This is a genomic window from Serratia sp. P2ACOL2, from assembly GCF_003691565.1.
GTDB lineage: Bacteria > Pseudomonadota > Gammaproteobacteria > Enterobacterales > Enterobacteriaceae > Serratia > Serratia liquefaciens.
Window position 1 is genome coordinate 137,422 of sequence record NZ_CP033162.1, and the last position, 17,661, is coordinate 155,082.

A 17,661-nucleotide genomic window follows, 5' to 3' on the forward strand; every position below is an offset into this window, starting at 1 on the left:
CCACCTCCTTACTGCGGCACGTTTGCTGGCGTCATCGGCACGTAGTCGCATTGCGCAACCATTTCCAATGGGCCATCAAAGGCGGTAACAGGTTCGATTTTGCCATTAAAGCGTTCAATCTCAACCAGTGCCGTATGGGCGCTAGTCGCCTGAGCCAGCTCGGAAGAACCGATATCCAACGTCAGTACATTTGGATTGCCGTATTTGCACAGGCTACCCGCCACGCCGCCACGTTCAGGATCGTACCAGGCACCCTCATGGATGCGGATCACTCCCGGCGCATAGCGATCTGAAACTACCGCACCCGCTAAAACCTGCCCGCGGGCGTTAAACACCCGAACAACATCACCATTATTGATGCCGCGAGCATCCGCATCTTCCGGGCTGATAAATACCGGTTCCTTACCTGCAACGCTGTACTGTGCACGCAAGGTTTCAGACTCGCACAGCTGGGAGTGCAGCCGGAAATCGGGATGTACCGACTGCAAATGAAGTGGATAGCTCGCTGAAAGCGGCCCGCCGTGTGAACGTTCTGCCTTTTCAAACCACATTGGGTAACCTTTGCAGTTCTTATAATTCATATCCGCAATACTCTTTGAGTAAATCTCGATCAGGCCGCTTGGGGTGCCTAAAGGTTCCAGATCCGGGTCTTGACGAAACGCCTGGTGACGCACGAACATTTCGGGGTGATGGAACTCGACGTAGCCATCGCCATCCCAAAACTCATCGAATGCAGGCAAAGTCACGCCGCGTCCTTTGCCCTGGCGCGCGCCGTCCTGATAAATGCGTTTGATCCAACCCATTTCATCCAGGCCTTCGGTGAAATCACTTTCGCGATCGAACAGTTTGCAAAGTTCGCGCAGGATATCGAAGTCATTACGTGCCTCAAATTGCGGCGGTACCAGCTGTTTCATCGCGATAATGCCGCGATTGGAGTGGTTGCCAAACTGATCGAGATCGTTGCGTTCGAATTGTGTGGTAGCAGGCAGAACGATATCGGCAAAACGACAGGTTGAGGTCCACTGATTATCAATAGAAATCACGGTTTCCAGTTTCTGCCAGCCGGCAATCATCCGGTTAACCTGCTGATGGCGATGGAACGGATTGGTGCCTGCAAACACGCACATTTTCAGCATTGGCAGCTTGACGCGTTTGCCATTCCAATCGATCTCCTTGCCCGGCTCCAGCATGGCATCGATAAAGCGCGCGATCGGAATGGTACTGCTGTAACCTTTGAAATCCCCCTTGGCATGGCGTGCCGGCGTAGCGGTGGAACCGGAGAAACCGCTCAGGATCACCCCTTTGCGGCTCGGTGTACCTGCGCCGTTGTAGTGCCAACCAAAACCGAACCCGCCGCCAGGTAAGCCGATTTGGCCAAGCATCGCCGCCAGCACTACCGTCATCCACGCCCATTGTTCGCCGTGTTGCATACGTTGCACGCACCAGCCCGCAATGATTTGCGTACGGTTGGCCGCCATTTGACGAGCCAATGCCTGAATGATTTCAGCATCGACGCCACACAGTGCTGACGCCCATTGGGCATCTTTAGGTTGGCCGTCCGTTTGGCCCAGCAAATAAGGGAGGAATTGCTCGAAGCCAACGCAATAGGTTTTGAGGAAGTGGGTATCGTGCAGATTCTCGCTGTACAGCGTGTGCGCCAGCGCTAACTGTAAGGGCACGTCTGTTTGCGGATTCAGAGCGATGTGCTGCACATGCTCACGGCCTAAAAACGCATGGGTAGATGACACCACTGGGTCAATGCTGACGACGTTGATTTCGCCTTTGGCCACTTTGGCTTTAAGTTCGGCGTAATATTCATAAACATCATGATCCGGACACCACCAGTTGGCCTGCTGGTTTTTCACCAGATCCGATCCCCAAAGCACCAGGGTTTTGCTGTTTTGCAGCACCAGTGGCCAGGAAGTTTGCTGTTCATACACTTCCATTGAACCCACCACCCTCGGCAGAATCACCTGGGCGGCACCCGTTGAATAGTCGCCGCCGGTACCGACAGAATCTCCGTGCAGGGCCAGCGCCCGAGCCAGCATGCCCGCGGCATTGTGGAACATGCCGGTCGATTGCCAACCGGTGCCGGATAGCAGAGCAGACGGGCCGTAGGTGTTCTGCACCCGCTCAAGCTCTTGATAGAACAGGTTCAGTGCTTCATCCCAACTTACCCGCACAAAACGGTTGTCGCCGCGCTGTGTGGTATCACTCAAATGGCGTTTACGCATCCAGTCAATTCGTACCATCGGGTAACGGATGCGTGCCGTGCCATGGACATGATCGGGTAAGCCCGCAATCATTTTCGAGGGATATTTATCCATTTCGAAGGGTTTGGCAGCGACAAATCGCCCGTCCACCACGGTCGCGCGGATGGCTCCCCAATGGGAACCGGTCAGTATACCTTCTTGCAACCCTCCCTGAGCCAGGGCGTTTTTGGGTACTAACAGCGAAGGGCCTATCATGCCAATGGCCGTTAAGCCACCAAGCTGAGCCAGAAAACGACGGCGGGACAAGCTGACTTTCTGTGATGATTTCATGTGCATTCTCCCTTAGTGCTTCTGGTCTGCGCCGCCGGTATCGGAAGCATTCATCTGCAAATATTTCAGCAGGGTGCGTTCTTCGCGCTTATCAAGGCTGGTAAAGCCCACCATGCCGTTCAGCGTGCCGATCCAGCCGTTGGCATCAAAGTGCGCAATGTCAGGGGCACCGTGGCACTGATTGCAGGTTCCGGTGTACAGCGCGCTGGTGTAGGCCCAAATCGGTTTGATATCGTTGACCAGGTCGCCTTTTTGTACCCAGGCGGTGGTTTGAAGTTTGCTCCACTCCGCACCGGTGGCGGCTACCGTGGTTTTTTCAAGCGTTTGGGCGTGTTTTTGCACTTCATCGCGAATGGACGAAACAAAAATGCGTTTGCCAGGCAGCAGCGAAAGCACGCGTTGGCGCCCCTCGGTTTCTGTCCAGCCCACGATTTGCACTTCGAGCCAATCGCCGTCACGTTTTAAGACCTTAACTTCTGAGGCCGGCAGCAGAGAGCCCGCCGGTTCTTTATCGCCTTTGGCCGCGTAGATAGGTTTCATGTCCAGCGTATATAGCGTGTTGCCGTCGCTGTTTTCGTTGGCCTGCAGGCGCATATCTTCAAATTGCTTGCGGAAACCGCTACTCATGTCCGGCAGTTGGTGAGCAATCCCCTTGTGACAATCAACGCAAGACTGATTGTCCTTCGCCGCAATGCTCATCTGTTTGGCCGCTTCAGGGTGCTGCTTGCTGTGCTCCATGGCCTCGTAGTTATGGCAAGAACGGCAGCCGACGGAGTTGTTGTCTTTCATGCGCTTCCATTCGCGCTTGGCCAGCTCGGCACGTTTCGCTTCGAATTTTTCCGGCGTATCGATCGAATGAGCAATAAAGTTTTGATAGAGATCGTTGGCCGCTTCCAATTTGCGCCACAGCATGCCTGGAACATCCGGTGGGATATGGCAGTCACGGCATTCTGCGCGTACGCCGGACGCATTCTTGAAGTGAACGGACTGTTGATATTCTTGATATACCGGCTGCATCGCATGGCAACTGACGCAGAATTCCGTATTGCTGGTCAGCTTAATGCCAGCGTGCGGCACGATGATGATGGCCAATCCGAGAATACAACCGATCCCTAACAGTGCCAGCACTGACCATTTGGCACTGGGCCGTGTCAGTTTTCGCCAAAGTTTGCTCATAAATAAACCTTCTCGTTATTATGGGTACTCCTTTAGTAGGATATTGAGTAAATATGAATGGGGTCACCGGTCTGGATGAATGGAGTAAGTCAGAATATGAATGGATATGAACAGACTGAAGCGAGCGTGAAATCATGAGCCATCACATTGTTATCGTTGAAGACGATCCGGTTACACAGGCGCGCTTACGTGATTATTTTGTTCATGAGGGCTATCAGGTTTCTGTGGCCGAAAGCGGGGCGGGGCTGAAGGAAATTATGCTGCTTCAGCCGGTGGATCTGGTACTGCTGGACATCAACCTGCCCAATGAAAACGGCTTGTTGCTGACCCGATCTCTGCGTGAACGCTCAAACGTCGGCATTATTCTCGTGACCGGCCGTTGTGAGCAAATTGATCGGATTGTAGGGCTGGAAATGGGGGCGGATGACTATGTCACTAAACCCCTCGAGTTGCGTGAGCTGGTGGTGCGCGTCAAAAACCTCCTTTGGCGTATCGATTTGGCCAAGACGCCAGCAAGGCAAGGGCAACAGGAAAACTGCTATCTGTTCGCCGGATATTGCCTTAATCCTTCCAGGCATACGCTGGAATGCGAGGGGGAGCCGATTCGCCTGACGCGAGCCGAATACGAAATGCTGCTGGCGTTTATTACCAACCCGGGCACGGTGTTGAGCCGCGAACGGCTGTTGCGCATGTTGTCATCTCACCGGGTGGACCAGCCGGATCTTCGTACCGTAGATGTATTGATCCGCCGGTTGAGAAACAAATTGAGCCACGAACTGTTCGTCACCAGGCATGGCGAGGGTTACTTTCTCGCGGCTGAGGTTAGCTGAAGGGAACAGGTACACCGGGCGAAAACCCAGGGGAGAAAGGGATAGCTTTACCTTCTCAGGGGAAATGTTCGCCGGTGTCAGTACCAGAATTTGCGGGCTGATGTTCATGTCCACGTTTTGATGCTGCAAGGCTCGAATGGCTTGATCGACGGCCAGCTCGCCCTGTAGCGCCATCTGGTCACTGGCTGCCACGATGATTCTGCCCCGTTTCAGTCCCCGATATACCTGATGTGACAGGTAAAAAGAGACAATTCCCAAGGGATGGCGACGGTTGCGTGCTTCCCCCATGGCGACCTGAGCGGCAATGGCATTCCCGGCAATCAGGTTGATTTCAGGGTGTTTTTCCAGCATGTCCTGTAATAAGTTGCGCTGTATCTCTACGTCGTTATCGCCATAAACCACATCAACGATCTGTATCGAACTTCCTTCCACCGCGGTGCGAAATCCGTCAACCATTTCCCGGCTGCCTCCGGCATCCTTTGGCCCAGGCATCAGCAGCACATGGAGTGAAGGGTGAGGGGGATGCTCGGCCAGATATCGGCCGGGTTGGTAGCCCATTTGAAACCAGGGCACGCCCACCCGGGCTTTGGCCGCCGCAAAATTCAGTTCATTCACCACGGCAATCACCGGCGTGTTGCCAACGGATGCTGCCAGGTTGGGGAATTGAGCCAGGCTGCTGCCAAGCAAAATCGCATCGGCCCCCCATTGGCGACAGAGCGTTAATTGTTCGCGTTGGGTTTCAAGCTGCGAATAGCCACCGGCTTCAAATATCTTCAGCTGCACTTTGGTTCGCTGGGCTTCACGGATCATGCCGTAATTGATCGAGAGCCAGTAAGCGTCCTTCAGGCTGGGGTAGAGGGCGCACAATTTCCAACGGCGTTCCATCTGCAATACCGGCATGGCGGCAACCGGCTCTGATTGTCGCTCGTTTAGCCAGCGCACCAGAGGGGCTTGCGAAACAGCCAATGCCGAGCAGGTTATCGTGCCGCAGAAAAACGGCAGAAGAAAACGGAAAATCGCGCTGCGCATAATAGCCTCATATTTAATAAGTCTTTATGCTAGAGGTTTCGTCACTGATAAAACAACTTTAATTTCATCATCAGGATACCTATGGGGCACCCTTCGTTAACACAGCGACTTTGGTTGGCTTTTCTGCTGATGGCAGGGTTAGCGCTGATCAGTTCGCTGATAGGTTGGTTGGGTTTTCGCTTTATGGGCGAGGTCGAACAAAACCACACCCGGTCGGTGATCCCGACGATGAATTTGGCCCGGCAACTCAGTGAGGCCAGTGCATACGAATTGTTTTCCGCCCAAAGTTTAACGAATGCCGATACCCAAGCCGATTGGATGGCACAAGGAAAGATGCTCACGGTGCAAAGTTTGCGTATCAGCCGGCTTTTGGAACGTTTGCGCAGCCAAGGGTTTGATACGACGGCGATAGAGCAGCAGGAGTCCGACATTACGCGCAGTTTAGGTCTGCAGGGTGAGTTGGTTGGTCAGCGCCTGACGCTGCGAAAACAGCAGCGCGATCTTTCCCGTGAAATTATGGATGCAGCGGCCCGCATTGCCGAGTTGGCCAAAGGGCAGTTAAACAATGCCGCAACGGCCGCAGGCGTTACGCAGGCAGGGATTTACGATTTGATTGAGCAGCATCGCAATCAGGCCGCGGAGCAGGCGTTAGACCGCCTGATCGATATCGATTATGAATATCAAAATCAAATGGCCGAGCTACGGCTCAATGCGATACAAATTGAGCATCTGATTTTGCTGCTGGAGAAGGAGCTTGCCGAGCGTGCGCCAGCAGAATTAATCTCCCGTATCGGCAACTACGTTCGTATTCTCCAGCGCAGGCAGGAGCGAGTCGAAGATCCCCTTACAAGCGAAAAGATAGCGCGTGAATTACAGACCCTGGAACGTTATCAACAGCTTGCGGCACTGTATCAGCGGGAACGGGATCTCCGCGCGCAGCTTCAGGCGCTGTCGCAAGACAACCTGGATATGTTTACTCGCTTCAGTACTGAAATCAGCCGTCAGGTCAGCGATATCGAGCGGCGTAATACTCAGGCGTTAGAGGCACTTCGGCAGGCTCGGGAAACGGGAAAGTTCTGGCTGATTATCTTGAGTTTATTCTCGTTGGTGGCGCTGTCACTGATCCTGTGGCACGTGGTGTGGCGCTCGGTGACGTTGCCCTTGGCGAAGCAAACAGCGGCTCTGGAAGGGTTATTGGAGGGCGATCTCAACACGCCATTCCCGGCGACTTCCGGTGTGCGGGAGCTAAATACCATGGGGCAGTTGATGGAGGCTTTTCGCGCCAATGCCTATGCCTTACAAAACCAGCGCCAAGACCTGGTGAAGCAGGTCGAATTACGTACTGCAGAATTAGAAGCCATGGTAATGGAGCACCACCAGGCTCGCGCTGAGGCGGAAAAGGCCAACCGGGCTAAGTCGGCCTTTTTGGCCGCGATGAGCCATGAAATTCGAACCCCGTTGCACGGTATTCTTGGCACGGCTCAGCTGTTGTCGGAACAGGCGCTGTCGCTAAAGAACCTCTCCTACGTACAGGCGATCAATGACTCCGGTGAGAGTCTATTGGCGATCCTCAACGATATTCTGGATTACTCTGCGCTCGAGGCGGGTAAGAGCAGCGTGACGCTCAACGAAGAGGCTTTCGACCCACGTCAGTTACTGGCGAGTATCATGAGGTTAATCTCCGGGCGGGTACGTAATCGTGAGATTACATTGGCTCTCACTTGTGCTGACGAATTGCCGCAATGGCTCAAGGGTGATGCGCGGCGTATTCGCCAAATTGTGATGAATTTGTTGGCTAACGCCCTGCGTTTCACCGATCAAGGCCGGGTGGATATTCGCTGCCATATTGATGGGCCGCGCTGGCAAATTGACGTTGCAGATACGGGGTGTGGCATTGCCGGTGAAGCACTGGCACAGATTTTCAAACCCTTTGTACAGCTGACGGCCAAGCACGGTGGCACCGGGCTGGGATTGGCGATCAGCCGGGGGCTGGCGGAGGCACTGCAAGGCAGCTTAAGCGTTACCAGCACGCTGGGGAGCGGCAGCTGTTTTTCACTGAGTCTGCCGCTGATTATCGCGGCTACGCCCATACAGCATCGGGCAGAAGAACGAACGGATCTTTCCGGTTACCGTCTGCTGCTGGTGGAAGATAACCTGGTCACCCAGCGTATTACCGCCGAAATGTTGCTGTCTTGCCATGCCATGGTTGAGGTGGTTGGCGATGGCCAAAGCGCATTGAACCTATTGGCAGTTGATGGCGCATTCAGCGGTGTACTGGTGGATTTGGATCTGCCGGATATGGACGGTGTGACGCTCTCTGGGCTGATTGCTGCGTTGCAGCCACAGTTACCCCTTATCGGTTTCAGCGCCCATGTTGCCGACGAAACGTTAAGGCTCCGCGTCGGCGAAATATTCTGCGGATTGATACAAAAGCCTATCGCCTGTGCAGCATTAAGCCGACTGATTGAGCACTATTTAACGGCAGAAAAATGCCCGATGCAGCTCGCTCCCAGTTTGGATTTCGTTCAGCTAACGCAGGATATGGCGGTGTTCGGTAAAGAGAAAATCAGCGAGTGGCGAGACTTGTTCACAGAACATGCCTTGTTATGGGTTACTGAGCTTGAACAGGCCAGCGAAGCGGGGGATGTGCGCAGAGTTGTGCATTTGGCACATAAACTAAAAAGCAGCTGTGCCAGTTTGGGCATGCAGCATGCGGTTGAGGCCTGTTCCGAGCTGGAGCAGACACCGGATAAATTGATTCCGCTGCGCCAAATCCTCACGGAAGAATTGCGGCAGCTTTCGGCCTGGATCGATGCGCAATAAGGTCGTGCGATCGAACTTGTCCGATGAAGCGTCCTGTCTCAGAAAGCAAAAAAACTGCCATAGGCGGGTTCTTCTAAATAGGGTGCCGGACTCGGACAACCGGCGCTTGCGCCGGATTGAACAACGCTTTAGCGTTGGCCCGCAGGGTGAGGCCTCTGGCCGAATAATCGGACTTGTTCGATGAAGAGTCTCACTCCAGAAAAGCAAAAACCCAGCCATTGGCTGGGTTCTCTAAATATGGTGCCGGACTCGGACAACCGGCGCTTGCGCCGGATTGAACAACGCTTTAGCGTTGGCCCGCAGGGTGAGGCCTCTGGCCGAATAATCGAACTTGTTCGATGAAGAGTCTCACTCCAGAAAAGCAAAAACCCAGCCATTGGCTGGGTTCTCTAAATATGGTGCCCGGACTCGGAATCGAACCAAGGACACGGGGATTTTCAATCCCCTGCTCTACCGACTGAGCTATCCGGGCAACGCGCAGCATTAAACCGTATTGGCCGAAGTCAGTCAACGGCTTTGTGAACGAAATAAGGCAAAACGCGTCCGGTTGCTGGCTTTTCAGTCAAAGGGAGCAAAAAAAGCGCGAGATGGGCGTAAAGTACCGTGGTTGCGCTCGCCGCCATGGTGTCATTCAGCTTAATGCGCCATTTCTGCGGCACTGAGCGACCTGCAAGATGTCTTCCGCCAAGCGCTTGGCAACGGATACGTCCTGGAGCTGACGTTTTATCAGCAGTTTGCTGAGGCAGCCCTCTTGGATCAGTTCCATCTGCTGCGCCACCATATCCGCATCGTCGGCGTCCATTTCTCGCAGCAGGTCACGGGTCAGTTCCAGCGAAGTCAGCTTCTGCTGCTCGGCCAGCTGGTGGATAGGGTGATCCACCTCCGGGAAGAAGCTACAGGCGGCAATAAACAGGCAGCCGGGATAGCGATCGTGTTGTACGTACTCTGCCAGCACGTCGTAGCGTGCCAGCAATTTTTGCTGTGGGCTCAGGGCTTCGTCCAGCAGCAACTGACGACGCCAGGTGTCAATTTGCTGGCCGTGATAGCGCAGGCAGTCATACAGCAGCGCTTCGCGATCCGGCCAGAAGCGTTTAAGATCGCTCGGCTGTACGTCGAGTTTTTCTGCCAGCATTTCTAATGTGGTGGTTGCCAGGCCCTGTTGTTCCAACAGCCCCAGTGCCGTATCAAGAACTTGTTCGCGTTGCACTTGTGCTCCCTCCAAATTCGGTTCTGAACTTCAGTGTTATTTATTGCACTACTTTCTGCAAATGCGCGTTGAACGTTGGAGCATCCATAAATCCAGTCACCCGCTGGGCCGTCAACTCTTGTCCTGCACCGTTAAAAAATAGAATTGTCGGCAAACCCAGGACTTTCAAGTGCTTGAGCAGCGCTGCCTGTTCGGCATTGTTGGCGGTCACATCCGCCTGCAGCAGCACGGCATTGGTCAGCTTAGCCTGAACGGCCGCATCACTAAAGGTATACTTTTCGAACTCTTTGCAGGCGACGCACCAATCGGCATACAGATCCAGCATCACCGGTTTACCCTGTGCCTGCTGCAGCGCCAGGTTGAGCTGCTCCACATTACTGATCTGCGTAAAGTTCAGATGTGGTGCTGCCTGCTGAGTGCTGTTAACGCCAAAAGCCCAGTCTTGCAACGGCCGTGCGGCAATCACCGCCGCTGCCAGTAATAGCATCTGTAAAACACGGGCCCAGCCGCGGGAGGTTTTCAGGCTAAGGGCAAATGCCCAGCCGAAGAACGCCAGACCCAGCAGGCTCCACAGCCGCAGCCCCCACAGATCGCCGATCACACGCTCCAGCAGAAATACCGGCAGGGCGAGGATCACAAAGCCGAAAGCCTCTTTGACATACTGCATCCATGGGCCGCTACGCGGCAGCAGGCGGTTGCCGAACAGGGTGACGAGCACCAGCGGGATCCCCATGCCTAATGCGTAAAGGTACAAGGTACCGCCGCCGGCCCACATATTACCGCTCTGGGCAATGTAGAGCAGGATCGCGCTGAGTGGTGCGGTGGTACAAGGGGAACAGATCAATCCAGCTAGAGCCCCCATCAGGAACACGCCGGGCAGCGAGCCTCCTTTTTGGGTATTGCTCCAGCCCGCTAAACGCGTTTGCAGCGAGGCCGGTAATTGCAATGAATAGAGGCCAAACATCGACAATGCCAAGGCGATAAACAGCACTGAGAGGCCGATCAACACGTACGGATGTTGCAGTGCCGCTTGAAACTGCAGCCCGGCGGCAGCGACCACCAAACCCAGCAAGGTATAGGTCAGCGCCATACCCTGCACGTAAACCACGGCCAACGCCAAAATTCGACCGCTGCTATGCGGTTTTTCACGGCCCAGAATGATGCCGGAAATCAGAGGGTACATCGGCAAAACGCAGGGGGTGAAAGCGATACCGATACCGATCAGCAATGCCCACAGCGGTGAAAACGGCAGATCATTGGGAGCCGGTACCGGCTCTGCCGCAGTAGGGAGTACCGGAGCGGCGGAGGCGCTCACGGCATTCAACGGGATCACGCGCGTTTCCGGCGGGTAGCAGAAACCGGCTTCCGCGCAGCCCTGGTAGGTCACGCTCAGGCTGGCATCTGCCGTTGCTTGTTGCAGCGGAATCTTCAGATTCAGCTGTTGCTTGAAAATGGCGACCTCGCCGAAAAATTCGTCTTTGTGGCTCAGCCCGGCGGGCAGTTCAACGGTGCCCAGCGTGGCCTGCTTTGGCACCAGTTTGATCTGCTGGCGATACAGGTAATAACCGGGACGAATTTGCCAGTCCAGCGACAGCTGATTGCCTTGCTGTTTGAAATCAAAGGCGAAGGCCTGATCGACAGGCACGAACTGGCTACCGCCGTTTTGGCCGAACAGCGAAGCCTGGGCCGCCTGCGGCAGAAAGAACAGGCTGCAAAGCAGAAAAATCAGTTTAATGAGGCGTTGATCCATAACAGGTAGTCTTTATCTCCGGCCATCACCGGCAACACCAACAGTTCTGGCGTCTGGTAGGGGTGATGTTGTTTCAGGTAGCTGAGCAGGGCATCTTGATGGTGGCAATCGCTTTTGAACAGCATCTGCACTTCATATTCCTGTTCCAGTTTCCCTTCCCAGTAATATAACGACGTTGCGCCGGGTAACAGCGTGGCGCAGGCCGCCAGCTTTTCCCCCAGAACCCGGGCCGCCAGGTCTTGTGCCGTGGCCTCATCGGGTGCGGTGCAGAGTATGACGACAGCTTCGCAATCAGACATCTTCAGCCCTCTCATCCAGATTATCAGTGGGCACTATACCTTGAAGGGCGGTCAGCTAGAAGGCGAGTTTATCGCCAGTGGGGCAGGAGAGGGGAAACCGGGGCCGCAGCCCCGGGGTGAAGCATTACAGCATCACGCTGCCCAGCAGGAAGCCAAACAGCACCGCCAATATCACGCCGATGGTGCCGGGGATAAAGAACGGGTGGTTAAACACAAAACGCCCGATGCGGGTGGTGCCGGTATCATCCATTTGTACCGCGGCGACCAGCGTTGGGTAGGTTGGCAGGATAAACAGGCCGGAAACGGCGGCGAAGGAAGCCACTGCGGTCAATGGCGATACGTTCAACGCCAGCGCCATCGGCATCAGCGCCTTGGCGGTGGCGGCCTGAGAATACAGCAGCGCCGAGCAGAAGAAGAAAATCACGGCCAATAGCCACGGATGCGATTGAATCACCGTGCCAGCAGTCTCTTTGATCCAGTCAATGTTGGCTTGAACAAAGGTATCACCCAACCAGGCTACCCCCAGAATACAGATACAGGCGCTCATGCCGGCCTTAAAGGTGCTGGAATTAAGCACCATATCGGTATCGACGCGGCACAGCAGGGTGGTCAGGGTAGCGACGCTAAGCATGATGATCAGAATGGCGTTGGTGGTGTTCATCAGCGGTTTTGCCACCAGGCCCAGGCCCGGGCTGTTGATGATGGCGTAAGCCACCACGCACAGCACGCCGAGCAGGAACAGCAGCACCGACACTTTGGCGCGGGGTTTGATTTCCATGATCTTGTTGCCGCGCAGTGTCACCAAACCTTCTTCCAGGCGTTTCAGGTAAACCGGATCGTCCGACAATTTTGAGTCGAACAACCAGCTTACCAGCAGCGACATCACCAGTACGGCGCAGAAGGTAGACGGCATCACGACCATCAGCAGGTGCAGATAGCTGACGCCGTGCCCTTCCATCACTGAAGACATGTACACCACCGCGGCAGAAATTGGCGAGGCGGTGATGGCGATCTGTGCGGATACCACGGCGGTAGACAGCGGACGGCAAGGCTTGATGCCCTGTTCTTTCGCGACTTCAGCGATCACCGGCAGCGCGGAAAGCGAAATGTTGCCGGTACCGGCGAAGATAGTCAGAAAATAGGTGACGATCGGTGCCAGAATGGTGATGTGCTTGGGGTTCTTGCGCAGCAGTTTTTCCGTTTGCTGCACCAGATAGTCCATACCGCCGGCGACCTGCATCGCCGAGATCGCGGCAATCACCGCCATGATGATGGAAATGACGTCGAACGGAATACTGCCCGGTTTCACGCCAATCAACGCCAGGACCAAAACCCCCAGCCCGCCTGCAAATCCAATCCCGATACCGCCCAGCCTGGCCCCTAAAAAAATGGCCAGCAGAACGATAACCAATTCTACGGCTAACATAGTGTCTACTCCTTAAAATAAGTTTTTTTGAAAACGAAAAGTTAAAATTTTGTGGGCGATGGAAAGTAAAAAGGCACGCTATCCAGGGGGATTTAGCGTGCCTTTTTGGGCTACCGGGTGTGTCTGTTATTGTTCATTTTCATCCGTATAGCGTTTGGCTTTATAGGCCGGGTGCATCAGGTTCTCCACGGAGAAGATGTCATCCAGCTCGGCTTCGGTCAGCAGACCGCGTTCCAGCACGACTTCACGTACGCTCTTGCCGGTTTCGGCGCAGATCTTCCCGACGATGTCACCGTTGTGGTGGCCAATGAACGGGTTCAGATAGGTGACGATACCGATGGAATTGAAGACGTAGTGCTCGCACACTTCTTTATTCGCGGTGATGCCGTTAATGCATTTTTCCAGCAGGTTATAGCAGGCGTTGGTCAGGATGTGAATGGACTCGAACATCGCCTGGCCAATCACCGGCTCCATGACGTTCAACTGCAGTTGGCCCGCTTCGGCCGCCATGGTAACGCAAGTGTCGTTGCCAATCACCTTGAAACATACCTGATTGACCACTTCCGGTACGACCGGGTTGACCTTGGCCGGCATGATGGATGAGCCCGCTTGCAGTTCCGGCAGGTTAATTTCGTTCAGACCGGCGCGTGGGCCTGAAGACAGCAGGCGCAGGTCGTTGCAAATTTTAGACAGTTTAACTGCGAGGCGTTTCAGCGCACTGTGCACCATTACGTAGGCGCCGCAGTCGGAGGTGGCTTCGATCAAGTCTTCGGCCGGCACGACAGGCAGGTTGCTGACCTCTGCCAATTTTTGAACCGCCAGTTGCGGGTAGCCTTCCGGGGTGTTCAGCGCCGTCCCGATTGCTGTCGCACCCAGGTTCACTTCCAGCAGCAGCTCGGCGGTGCGATGCAGGTTGCGGGTTTCTTCTTTCAGCAACACGCTGAACGCATGGAATTCCTGGCCCAGCGTCATTGGCACCGCATCCTGCAACTGGGTGCGCCCCATTTTCAGGATGGTTTCAAACTCTTTTGCCTTGCGGTCAAACCCTTCGCGCAGCTGGTTGATGGCGTCGATAAGCTTCTGATTGGAGGCGTAAACCGCAATGCGGAAACCGGTTGGGTAGGCGTCGTTGGTAGACTGGCACTTGTTGAGATGATCGTTAGGGTTCAGGTATTGGTATTCGCCTTTCTGGTGGCCCATCAGCTCCAGACCAATATTCGCCAGCACTTCGTTGGTGTTCATGTTCAATGAAGTGCCCGCGCCGCCCTGGAACACATCCACCGGGAACTGGTCCATGCATTTGCCTTTATCCAGCACTTCGTCACAGGCCTGGATGATGACATCAGCGATTTTACGTGGAATGGTTTTGAGTTCTTTGTTCGCCATCGCTGCGGCTTTTTTTACCATTACCATGCCGCGAACAAACTCGGGCACATCGCTGATTTTGCTGTTGCTGATATAAAAGTTTTCAATCGCACGCAGAGTGTGAACACCGTAATAGGCTTCTGCGGGGACTTCACGTGTTCCTAACAGGTCTTCTTCGATACGAATGTTATTTGACATGTGAACCTTCTTTGTATTGCTGCCGAATTAATTAATTGTCAGGGAACCAAATTATGTTGCCGAAGGCTTCAGGCATGAAACGATTAACCACTGTGCCCGTTGCTGCCCAGATCATATGCTGGTTAGTAATAAATGACTGAATCCAGATCACCTTCTGAGCCTTCTTAAATTGCCTGTTTCTGGTTCTGTGATCCCTTTCACGTTTATTAACTTTAGCAATAAAAAAGGGCCTTTGGTTGAAATGCACGCCGGCAGACCCCATTGTATTTAGGTCGGCCGTTAACCGGCCCCCTTTTCGCGCCGTCGCCAACGTGCGGTTGCGCAGATCTACCAGAGGAGAACCAGGTGCGCTGGTTACCGTTACTGCTGATATTTCTGTTGGCTTACATAGAGATATCCCTATTTATTAAAGTCGCCGCCGTATTGGGCGTGGCGATTACCCTGTTGCTGGTGGTGTTCACCTCCTGCGTCGGCATTTCGCTGGTGCGCAACCAGGGCATGAAGACCTTCATGCAGATGCAACAAAAGCTGGCTGCAGGTGAAAGCCCTGCGTCGGAAATGGTGAAAAGTGTTTCACTGGTATTAGCGGGCTTCTTGCTGCTGGTGCCGGGATTCTTTACCGATTTCCTCGGCCTGTTGTTGTTACTGCCCCCGGTGCAAAAATCGCTGACGTTGAAACTGATGCCGCATCTTTCCGTTTACCGCCCCGGCGGTTGGAGCCAGGGCGGTAATGCTGCCAACGGCAACACCTTCGACGGCGAGTTCCAGCGTAAAAACGACGATCGCTATACGCTGGATCATCAGCCCGACGATCATGACAAACGCAACGATCGTTGAAAAAACGCGGCCCAGGCCGCGTTTTTCGCATCAGTAGCTCAGTATTGCCATCAAAAGCGAAAATTTTTTTGGCCGCCCCCTTGAAGGGGGATGGAATGCCCCCATTTCAAATCCCACAAGCCGGTATTCACAATCCGGTGACAACCCTAAATCTGATAGAGACCTTCTTACAGGAGAGCGTTCAATGAGTATTCGTCCATTGCATGACCGCGTTATCGTCAAGCGCAAAGAAGTTGAATCAAAATCTGCTGGCGGCATCGTCCTGACTGGCTCTGCAGCGGGTAAATCTACTCGTGGCGAAGTTGTCGCAGTGGGTAAAGGGCGTGTTCTGGAAAGCGGCAACATCCAGCCGCTGGATGTGAAAGTTGGCGATATCGTGATTTTCAACGACGGTTACGGCGTGAAAGCAGAGAAGATCGACAATGAAGAAGTGTTGATCATGTCCGAAAGCGACATTCTGGCAATTGTTGAAGCGTAAGTGCGCTTTATCTTCTGAACTGAACGAGTTGAAGGGAAATACCAATGGCAGCTAAAGACGTAAAATTCGGCAATGACGCTCGCGTGAAAATGCTCCGCGGCGTGAATGTTCTCGCTGATGCAGTAAAAGTGACCCTGGGCCCGAAAGGCCGTAACGTAGTGCTGGATAAGTCCTTCGGCGCTCCTACCATCACTAAAGATGGCGTATCTGTTGCTCGTGAAATCGAACTGGAAGACAAGTTTGAAAACATGGGCGCGCAAATGGTGAAAGAAGTTGCCTCTAAAGCGAACGACGCTGCGGGCGACGGTACCACCACTGCAACCGTACTGGCTCAATCCATCATCACCGAAGGCCTGAAAGCTGTGGCTGCCGGCATGAACCCAATGGATCTGAAGCGCGGTATCGACAAAGCGGTTATCGCCGCTGTTGAAGAGCTTAAAAAACTGTCCGTACCTTGCTCTGACTCCAAAGCTATCGCTCAGGTAGGCACCATCTCTGCAAACTCCGACGAAACCGTGGGTAAACTGATTGCAGAAGCGATGGAGAAAGTGGGCAAAGAAGGCGTTATCACCGTTGAAGAAGGCACTGGCCTGCAAGACGAGCTGGACGTTGTTGAAGGTATGCAGTTCGACCGCGGTTACCTGTCTCCATACTTCATCAACAAGCCAGAAACCGGTTCTATCGAACTGGAAAGCCCGTTCATCCTGCTGGCTGACAAGAAAATCTCCAACATCCGTGAAATGCTGCCAGTACTGGAAGCCGTAGCGAAAGCCGGCAAACCACTGCTGATCATTGCTGAAGATGTTGAAGGCGAAGCGCTGGCTACTCTGGTGGTTAACACCATGCGCGGCATCGTGAAAGTGGCTGCGGTTAAAGCACCTGGTTTCGGCGACCGTCGTAAAGCCATGCTGCAGGACATCGCTACCCTGACTGCCGGTACCGTTATCTCTGAAGAGATTGGTCTGGAGCTGGAAAAAGCGACCCTGGAAGACCTGGGCCAGGCTAAGCGCGTTGTGATCAACAAAGACACCACCATCATCATCGATGGCGTGGGCGACGAAGCGACTATCCAAGGTCGCGTTACCCAGATCCGTCAGCAGATCGAAGAAGCGACCTCTGACTACGATCGTGAAAAACTGCAGGAGCGTGTCGCTAAACTGGCTGGCGGCGTTGCCGTTATCAAAGTGGGCGCAGCAACTGAAGTTGAAATGAAAGAGAAGAAAGCCCGCGTTGAAGATGCCCTGCACGCGACCCGTGCTGCGGTTGAAGAAGGCGTGGTTGCCGGCGGTGGTGTTGCACTGATCCGCGTAGCAAGCAAAATCGCTAACCTGAAAGGCGACAACGAAGACCAGAACGTCGGTATCAAGGTTGCTCTGCGCGCGATGGAATCTCCACTGCGTCAGATCGTAATCAACGCCGGTGAAGAAGCTTCCGTGATTGCCAACAACGTGAAAGCAGGCGAAGGCAGCTACGGCTACAACGCTTACACTGAAGAATACGGCGACATGATCGCGATGGGTATCCTGGATCCAACCAAAGTAACCCGTTCTGCTCTGCAGTACGCGGCTTCTGTGGCTGGCCTGATGATCACCACCGAGTGCATGGTGACCGACCTGCCAAAAAGCGACGCACCTGATTTAGGTGGCGCTGGCGGTATGGGTGGCATGGGCGGCATGGGCGGCATGATGTAATCATCCCCC

Annotated in this window: 12 protein-coding genes, 1 tRNA gene and 1 pseudogene; 5 read left to right on the forward strand and 9 right to left on the reverse strand. The window is 54.2% G+C overall.

Annotated elements, in window-relative coordinates:
- Positions 1 to 8: 8 nt before the first annotated feature.
- Together torA and torC are read right to left on the reverse strand one after the other, a co-directional pair.
- Entirely contained in the window at positions 9 to 2,543 is a 2,535-nt protein-coding gene (gene torA / locus EBA31_RS00670; protein WP_122076671.1) for a trimethylamine-N-oxide reductase TorA, read from the reverse strand.
- 12 nt (positions 2,544 to 2,555) lie between these two features.
- Positions 2,556 to 3,719, reverse strand: a complete 1,164-nt coding sequence (gene torC, locus EBA31_RS00675; RefSeq protein WP_122076676.1) for a pentaheme c-type cytochrome TorC — start codon at positions 3,717 to 3,719, stop codon at positions 2,556 to 2,558.
- 134 nt (positions 3,720 to 3,853) lie between these two features.
- Here torC and torR point away from each other — a divergent pair, with 134 nt between their 5' ends.
- Positions 3,854 to 4,549 (forward strand): two-component system response regulator TorR, encoded by a 696-nt coding sequence (gene torR / locus EBA31_RS26985; RefSeq protein ID WP_122076679.1) that lies wholly within the window; start codon positions 3,854 to 3,856, stop codon positions 4,547 to 4,549.
- Here torR and torT read toward each other — a convergent pair.
- Positions 4,529 to 5,578: pseudogene (gene torT, locus EBA31_RS00685) on the reverse strand (TMAO reductase system periplasmic protein TorT); the annotation flags it as partial. The gene torR and the pseudogene torT overlap by 21 nt on opposite strands.
- Before the next feature lie 81 nt (positions 5,579 to 5,659).
- Here torT and torS point away from each other — a divergent pair.
- The gene (gene torS, locus EBA31_RS00690) at positions 5,660 to 8,401 is read left to right on the forward strand and encodes a TMAO reductase system sensor histidine kinase/response regulator TorS (protein WP_122076685.1); all 2,742 of its coding nucleotides are present in this window, start codon (positions 5,660 to 5,662) and stop codon (positions 8,399 to 8,401) included.
- 396 nt (positions 8,402 to 8,797) lie between these two features.
- On the opposite strand, the gene EBA31_RS00695 is transcribed toward torS, so the two are convergent.
- From EBA31_RS00695 to aspA, 6 genes are all read right to left on the reverse strand, one after another.
- Positions 8,798 to 8,873, reverse strand: a tRNA-Phe gene (locus EBA31_RS00695).
- 159 nt (positions 8,874 to 9,032) lie between these two features.
- Positions 9,033 to 9,608 (reverse strand): transcriptional regulator, encoded by a 576-nt coding sequence (locus EBA31_RS00700; RefSeq protein WP_020824878.1) that lies wholly within the window; start codon positions 9,606 to 9,608, stop codon positions 9,033 to 9,035.
- A gap of 40 nt (positions 9,609 to 9,648) precedes the next feature.
- Positions 9,649 to 11,358: a protein-disulfide reductase DsbD gene (locus EBA31_RS00705; RefSeq protein ID WP_122076688.1), complete on the reverse strand. Its 1,710-nt coding sequence runs from the start codon at positions 11,356 to 11,358 to the stop codon at positions 9,649 to 9,651.
- The gene (gene cutA / locus EBA31_RS00710) at positions 11,334 to 11,657 is read right to left on the reverse strand and encodes a divalent cation tolerance protein CutA (protein ID WP_020824880.1); all 324 of its coding nucleotides are present in this window, start codon (positions 11,655 to 11,657) and stop codon (positions 11,334 to 11,336) included. The genes EBA31_RS00705 and cutA overlap by 25 nt, the downstream gene beginning before the upstream one ends.
- Positions 11,658 to 11,781: 124 nt before the next feature.
- Complete coding sequence (locus tag EBA31_RS00715; protein ID WP_044553921.1) at positions 11,782 to 13,083, reverse strand: anaerobic C4-dicarboxylate transporter; 1,302 nt, start codon at positions 13,081 to 13,083, stop codon at positions 11,782 to 11,784.
- A gap of 126 nt (positions 13,084 to 13,209) precedes the next feature.
- The gene (gene aspA / locus EBA31_RS00720; RefSeq protein ID WP_020824881.1) at positions 13,210 to 14,646 is read right to left on the reverse strand and encodes an aspartate ammonia-lyase; all 1,437 of its coding nucleotides are present in this window, start codon (positions 14,644 to 14,646) and stop codon (positions 13,210 to 13,212) included.
- A gap of 345 nt (positions 14,647 to 14,991) precedes the next feature.
- Here aspA and EBA31_RS00730 point away from each other — a divergent pair, with 345 nt between their 5' ends.
- The 3 genes from EBA31_RS00730 to groL all read left to right on the forward strand — a co-directional run bounded on the left by EBA31_RS00730 (position 14,992) and on the right by groL (position 17,652).
- Positions 14,992 to 15,483, forward strand: a complete 492-nt coding sequence (locus EBA31_RS00730) for an FxsA family protein (protein WP_020824883.1) — start codon at positions 14,992 to 14,994, stop codon at positions 15,481 to 15,483.
- 184 nt (positions 15,484 to 15,667) lie between these two features.
- The gene (locus tag EBA31_RS00735) at positions 15,668 to 15,961 is read left to right on the forward strand and encodes a co-chaperone GroES (protein WP_004952634.1); all 294 of its coding nucleotides are present in this window, start codon (positions 15,668 to 15,670) and stop codon (positions 15,959 to 15,961) included.
- A gap of 44 nt (positions 15,962 to 16,005) precedes the next feature.
- Entirely contained in the window at positions 16,006 to 17,652 is a 1,647-nt protein-coding gene (groL, locus tag EBA31_RS00740) for a chaperonin GroEL (protein ID WP_020824884.1), read from the forward strand.
- Positions 17,653 to 17,661: the final 9 nt, after the last annotated feature.